This is a genomic window from Parvibaculum sp., from assembly GCF_049672805.1.
GTDB lineage: Bacteria > Pseudomonadota > Alphaproteobacteria > Parvibaculales > Parvibaculaceae > Parvibaculum.
In genome coordinates, this window is sequence record NZ_JBATWS010000409.1 from 1 (window position 1) to 5,853 (window position 5,853).

At 61.4% G+C, this 5,853-nt stretch carries 7 protein-coding genes and 1 pseudogene; 4 read left to right on the top strand and 4 right to left on the bottom strand.

All coding sequences use genetic code 11. The features are described from left to right. Both WBF74_RS12705 and WBF74_RS12710 read left to right on the top strand, forming a co-directional pair. Positions 1–411, top strand: a pseudogene (locus WBF74_RS12705) (ketol-acid reductoisomerase); the annotation flags it as partial. Positions 412–495: 84 nt separating this feature from the next. Continuing rightward, positions 496–1,191 carry an aspartate/glutamate racemase family protein gene (locus WBF74_RS12710; RefSeq protein ID WP_424440479.1) on the top strand — a complete coding sequence of 232 codons (696 nt, stop codon included), beginning with the start codon at positions 496–498 and terminating at the stop codon, positions 1,189–1,191. A gap of 3 nt (positions 1,192–1,194) precedes the next feature. Here WBF74_RS12710 and WBF74_RS12715 read toward each other — a convergent pair whose 3' ends face one another. The 4 genes from WBF74_RS12715 to WBF74_RS12730 form a co-directional block, all read right to left on the bottom strand. Then, positions 1,195–1,632, bottom strand: coding sequence for a globin domain-containing protein (locus tag WBF74_RS12715; RefSeq protein ID WP_424440481.1), 438 nt, complete (start codon positions 1,630–1,632; stop codon positions 1,195–1,197). 99 nt (positions 1,633–1,731) lie between these two features. Next, entirely contained in the window at positions 1,732–2,463 is a 732-nt protein-coding gene (locus WBF74_RS12720) for an esterase/lipase family protein (protein WP_424440483.1), read from the bottom strand. A gap of 85 nt (positions 2,464–2,548) precedes the next feature. Further along, entirely contained in the window at positions 2,549–3,502 is a 954-nt protein-coding gene (locus tag WBF74_RS12725) for a cation diffusion facilitator family transporter (RefSeq protein WP_424440485.1), read from the bottom strand. A gap of 7 nt (positions 3,503–3,509) precedes the next feature. Next, positions 3,510–3,839, bottom strand: coding sequence for an ArsR/SmtB family transcription factor (locus WBF74_RS12730; RefSeq protein ID WP_424440487.1), 330 nt, complete (start codon positions 3,837–3,839; stop codon positions 3,510–3,512). A gap of 135 nt (positions 3,840–3,974) precedes the next feature. Between WBF74_RS12730 and purT the strand changes: the two genes are divergently transcribed. Both purT and WBF74_RS12740 read left to right on the top strand, forming a co-directional pair. After that, positions 3,975–5,177 carry a formate-dependent phosphoribosylglycinamide formyltransferase gene (gene purT, locus WBF74_RS12735; RefSeq protein WP_424440489.1) on the top strand — a complete coding sequence of 401 codons (1,203 nt, stop codon included), beginning with the start codon at positions 3,975–3,977 and terminating at the stop codon, positions 5,175–5,177. Positions 5,178–5,276: 99 nt separating this feature from the next. Further along, the coding region (locus tag WBF74_RS12740) for a LysR family transcriptional regulator (RefSeq protein WP_424440491.1) at positions 5,277–5,853 on the top strand (577 nt) is incomplete at its 3' end.

Genomic DNA, 5,853 nt, shown 5'->3' on the forward strand with positions numbered 1-5,853 from the left:
GTGGAGCTGATCCGCGCCGGTTTCGAAACGCTGGTGGAAGCTGGCTACGCGCCGGAAATGGCCTATTTCGAATGCCTGCACGAAGTGAAGCTGATCGTTGACCTGATCTATGAAGGCGGCATTGCCAACATGAACTACTCGATCTCCAACACGGCGGAGTATGGCGAGTATGTCACGGGCCCGCGCATCATCACGGCCGAGACGAAGGCGGAAATGAAGCGCGTTCTGAACGACATTCAGTCAGGCAAATTCACCCGTGACTGGATGCTTGAGAACAAGGTCAACCAGACGAGCTTCAAGGCGACGCGCGCTCGTGCCGCCGCTCACCCGATTGAAGAAGTCGGTGCCCGTCTGCGCGGCATGATGCCGTGGATTGCGGCCAACAAACTCGTAGACAAGGAAAAGAACTGACGCGATCTCGCGAACAGCCCCTTGCATCATGGGCCCTCCGCGCAGATCGCGCGGGGGGCCTTTTCTTTTGAAGGAGAGGTGACGATGCCTCCATCATTTGCTCATCACGGCGCGCCCATTGCCTTCCTGCATACGGCGGCGATCCATATCGAAACCTTCGATGATCTCGCGCGCGAGATTGCGCCGGGTGTGAAGCTGCGCCATGTCGTACGTGAAGACCTGCTTGCGGCAACCGAAAGGGCAGGCGGTGTCACGCCCGCCGTTTCCTTGCGCACGCAGGAAGCCTTGCTTGCGCTTGCAGAGGGCGGAGCGCGTGTCGTTGTCTGCACCTGCTCGACGCTCGGCGATGAAGCGGAGCAGGTGGCAGGCGAGGCAGAAATCCCGATCATGCGGATCGACAGGCCGATGGCAGATATTGCCGTGCGGTCAGCGCGCCGCATCGGCATTTGCGCGGCACTGGCGCCAACCATGACGCCCACGCGCCGCCTTATCGAAAGTTCGGCTGTCCGGGCGGGCCGCGATGTGGAAGTGCAGGAACATCTTTTTGACGATGTCTGGGCGGCGTTTCGCGCAGGCCGTCTCGGCGATTATTACGAAGGCATCGCCGCGCAGCTTCGGGCTGTTGCGCAGAAGAGTGACATGCTGGTTCTCGCACAGGCGTCCATGGCACCTGCGATTGCGCTTGCGGGTGAATTGCCCTTGCCGGTGCTGTCCTCGCCGCGCATCGGCTTTGAAGCAGCGGCGCGTATTGCCGGTGTGCTGGTCTCGAATGAAGCGTGAAGGCTAACCGACTTCCATGCCGTATTTCGCGGCCTGCTCCTGGATGAAGCCATCAACGTCGCAGAGCAGCGTTTTCCAGGCGCTGTCCATATCGGCGCCCCATTCATCGCCCATCGCGTCGCGGAACGTGTCGCGCATCACACGGAAGAATATTGCGAAAACCGAAGGCGGCACGCCAAAGCCTGAATGGTTCGTGAGTTCGCTCTGGATGAGCACAGGCGCATAGGCGCGCGGTCCCAGCAGGTCGAAAATGCAGTTCAGCGCTTCGGCAAGCATATGCCCCTTTGCGCTGTCATCCGTGTCGAGGATGAAGTTCTGTTTCATTTCCGGCTGTTCGGAAAAAAGCCGTTCATAGACGGCTGGTGTCGGATCGCCGATTTTTTCTGCCACCCGTTCAATCGACTGTTCGACAAGCTGCTTTTCGGACTCTGTCAGACTCATGGGGCGCCCCCTTCTTTTTCTGTCTTGGGAAAAAGACTACACCCCAAACTCTCACAAACGAAATTACCAGGACCCGGTCCTATCCGCGCTGTGCAATGGCTAGCCGTAAACGAAGCCATGCCAGCCAGAGCGATCAAAGGGGGACCATTCGCCTTCGGGCTGTGCAAGCCGGTCTGCTATCGCCCAGAGCACGAGCGGGTTGAAGCCCATGCCCATATGGGTCGCCGAGATTTCGATATTCTCGGTTTCGGGGGAAGGGAGTTCGCGGCAGGCTTCCCATGAGACGATGCCATCGCTTTTCGAATAGATCGATGTGCAGGGCACGGGCGGCGGTGTGCGGCGCTGCGCGATGGCTTCCGGCCCGGCATCCTCATCAATCGCAATGTCCGAGCCGAAAGGGCTTCCAAGCGTGATCACCTGTCGTACGGCGAAGGGAAATTCCCGTGCAAGTTCGCGCGCGAAAATGCCGCCAAGGCTCCAGCCGACAATGCTGATCCGGCGGCCATAACGCTCATGCAATTCGCGGAGTCGGAGGCGGAGTTTTTCATGCAGTTCGCGGCTCGGGCCCCAATTGTGCCCCTGCTTCCAGGGATGGGCGGCATAGCCGAGTTCTTCGAGATAGCGGCGGATGACAAAAGTGGATTCATCGCCCGTCAGTATGCCGGGGAGCACCAGCACCGCATGTCCGTCACCACGGGGCGCGGAAAGAAGGGCTGGCAGGGCAGGAGCGAGAGCGCCGAGTTCGCCGAAAATGCGCAGCTCTCCGAGGCGGGACATCCAGCCGGGCTCGTGGCCAGCCGTGCCGTTCCAATCGCTGCTGCCGTCGCTCATGCACACCCCTTCACGCTGCGGGGCGAATTATACCGCATTGCAGCATGAAGGGGGGCGGTTTATTTGTCAGCACTGACGGCGTTTCTCAGTGCTGATGATCCGGGCAGTCATCCGGTTCGATCTGCACGGTTGCATGGCTGATGCCGAATTCATCGGCGAGGCGCGTCTTGATGGCGGTGAGGGTGATGTTGGCGTCTGCGCCGGGCTGCAGTCGTGCATGGAGTGTCGCCACGGCGTGGTTCGAGCCGAGCGACCATGCGTGGACATGATGCACATCGGCGAGACCTTCGACATTCGCCATCAGGTCTGCGGCAAGCTGCTCGCCTTCTGCTCCCTCCGGCGCTCCTTCCATCAGGATATGCGCGCTCTCCTTCACGATGGCGATGGCGCTGCGAAGGATGAGAACAGCGACCAGAAGCGACAGGATCGGGTCAGCAATGGTGTAGCCCGTCGCCATGATGATGAGGGCGGCGATGATGGCAGCGGCAGAGCCGAGCATGTCGCCCAGCACATGCACCAGCGCGCCGCGCATATTGAGTGTCTGCTCGCCGCCATGCAGCAGCCTGAAGGCGATGATGTTGACCAGAAGCCCCGCCACGGCAACAGCAAGCATGGTACCGCCCATCACGGGCGAGGGCGACATGACGCGGCTCACTGCCTCCGCTGCGATCCAGGCAACGACGCCGACCATGAGCAGGCCATTTGCGAAAGCGGCAAGGATTTCGGCCCGTGCATAACCGTAGGAGCGCGCGCCATCCGCAGGACGGCGGGCGAGGCGCGTGGCGATGAACGCGAGAAACAGCGCGCCCGTATCGGTGAGCATGTGCCCCGCATCGGCGAGAAGGGCGAGTGAGCCGGAGATGATGCCGCCCGCTGCCTCCAGCACCATAAAGCCGCCGGTGAGCCACATGGCAAAGAGGACGCGCTTCTCATTGGTGCTGCCATGGGCATGGCCGTGTCCGTGGCCATGCTGGTGCCCGTGACTGTGGCCATGATGGTGCGCGTGGTCATGCGGATGATTGTGGTTATGTGCGCTCATGCCGTCCTCACTCCGCCTCTTCGTTCACATGGGCAATCATGTCATCAATGACACGCGCAACATGCTGGTCGTGGGTCCGATAGAAAATCTGCTTGCCGCGCCGATCTGCCATTACGAGGCGTGCTGCACGCAAGAGCCGGAGGTGGTGGCTCACCAGAGAGATTGAGAGGCCCAGCCTTTCGGCAATTTCGCCCACCGATACCGGCCCTTCCAGCGTTGCAATCACGATGCGCAGCCGGCTCGGGTCGCCCAGCATCTTGAACATGTCGGCGAGTTCGTAGGTCTTGTCTTCCGCCAGTGCGGGGAGGGGCAGGGCCGCTTTTGTTTTGGCAGGCATGATTCATATATTCAATTGAACAATTGTTCAATCATTATCATGCAGCATCGGGTGTCGCAAGAGCCGGGTGTATCTCGGCATTTGGCCCCCTTGCCTGATGTGCTAAACCCGCTGCGTCCAACTTTCGGAGGCATCATGCGTATCGGCACGCCGCTTTCCCCATCCGCTTTCCGGGTCATGCTTCTCGGCTCGGGCGAGCTTGGCAAGGAAGTGACCATTGAGCTGCAGCGGCTCGGTGCGGAAGTGATCGCGGTTGATCGTTATGAGAATGCGCCTGCGCATCAGGTTGCGCATCGCGCGCATGTGATCGCGATGACGGATGCAAAGGCTTTGCGTGCGCTTGTGGAAAAGGAGCGCCCGCATCTTATCGTGCCGGAGATCGAGGCGATTGCGACGGATGAGCTTGCCCGCATCGAGGCTGACGGGCTTGCTGAAGTCATACCGACCGCGCGGGCAACGCAGCTCACTATGAACCGCGAAGGCATCCGCCGCCTTGCGGCAGAAGAGCTGGGGCTTCCTGTTTCGCCTTATGCCTTCGCTTCCAACGCCGAAGAAGTGCGCGAGGCCAGTGAAGGCGGTATCGGCTATCCCTGCTTTGTGAAGCCCGTCATGTCGTCATCTGGCAAGGGGCAGAGCCTGCTCAAGGGGCCGGATGATGTTCAACCCGCCTGGGAATATGCGATGGCGGGTGGGCGCGTCGAGGCGCCGCGCGTCATTGTCGAAGGGCTGATCGATTTCGATTATGAGATCACCCAGCTCACCGTGCGCGCGCGGGGTATGAGTGGCGAGATTGATACCTTCTTCTGCGCGCCGATCGGGCACCGGCAGGAGAAGGGGGATTATGTGGAGAGCTGGCAGCCGCAGCAGATGAGCGACAGGGCGCTAGCCGCCGCGCGCGAGATTGCCAGAAAGGTGACGGATGCACTGGGCGGGCGCGGTGTTTTCGGCGTCGAGCTGTTCGTGAAGGGCGATATGGTCTGGTTCTCCGAGGTGAGCCCGCGCCCGCATGATACGGGCCTTGTTACGCTCGCCACGCAATATCAGAGCGAGTTCGCGCTTCATGCCCGCGCGATTCTGGGTCTGCCCGTCTCGGTGGAGCAGCTTTCCCCGGGTGCCAGTGCTGTCATCTATGGCGGGCTGGAGGAGAAGGGCATCGCCTTTGAGGATGTTGACAGGGCGCTTGCCATGCCGGGCAGCGATCTTCGTCTCTTTGGCAAGCCGGAATCCTTTATGCGCCGCCGGATGGGCGTGGCGCTTGCCCGCGCCGGGGACACGGATGAGGCCCGCAAGACGGCAAAACAGGTCGCGGACATGGTGAAACCCGTTTCCGGCACCTGATTCTGGTTTTTCGCAAATCTAATTTTGCATTTTCGCATTTACGGCGGCGCGCCGGGCTTTATTCTTCTGCCGACAGCCACGCTTTGAAGTGGAGCGGCGATGAATTGGGATGACCTGCGTTTTTTCCTGGCCGTTGCGGCCTCCGGCAGCCTTTCGGGCGCGGGGCAGCAGCTTGGCGTGAACACGACCACGGTTTTGCGCCGAGTGGCCTCACTGGAAGAAGATCTGGGCGCCCGGCTTTTCGAGCGCGAGCGCACGGGCTATCGGCTGACAGCGGCGGGGGAAAAGCTCGTCGAGGCGCTGGAGCCCGTGGACCGGCGGCTTTCGGCGCTTCCCCGCGACTTTGCGGCGGCGGGCGAGGGAGCTGAAGGCACGGTGCGCCTTGCGGCCGGCGAGGTTATCGCGGGCAAGCTGCTCGCGGCGGAGTTCTCCACTTTCCGGCGCGAACATCCGGGCCTTGAACTGGAAATCGTGACGGACCCGCGCCTTGCAGCCATTGGTCAGGCGCCGAAAATCGGCAATCCGCTGCGGGATGTGGACATTGCCCTGCGCCTTGCCCGGCCAACGCAGGGCGACATGCTGATGCGCAAGGTGGGCGATATGGCCTATGGGCTTTACGCATCGCCTGCCTATCTCGAAGAACGGGGTCGGCCGGCGCAGATGCAGGATATTGCGG

Excerpts from the sequence above, each read along its gene's own strand:
- WBF74_RS12710 (WP_424440479.1), top strand. The coding sequence starts at position 496 with ATGCCTCCATCATTTGCTCATCACGGCGCGCCCATTGCCTTCCTGCAT.
- WBF74_RS12725 (WP_424440485.1), bottom strand. The coding sequence starts at position 3,502 with ATGAGCGCACATAACCACAATCATCCGCATGACCACGCGCACCATCAT.
- purT (WP_424440489.1), top strand. The coding sequence starts at position 3,975 with ATGCGTATCGGCACGCCGCTTTCCCCATCCGCTTTCCGGGTCATGCTT.
- WBF74_RS12720 (WP_424440483.1), bottom strand. The coding sequence starts at position 2,463 with ATGAGCGACGGCAGCAGCGATTGGAACGGCACGGCTGGCCACGAGCCC.
- WBF74_RS12730 (WP_424440487.1), bottom strand. The coding sequence starts at position 3,839 with ATGCCTGCCAAAACAAAAGCGGCCCTGCCCCTCCCCGCACTGGCGGAA.
- WBF74_RS12715 (WP_424440481.1), bottom strand. The coding sequence starts at position 1,632 with ATGAGTCTGACAGAGTCCGAAAAGCAGCTTGTCGAACAGTCGATTGAA.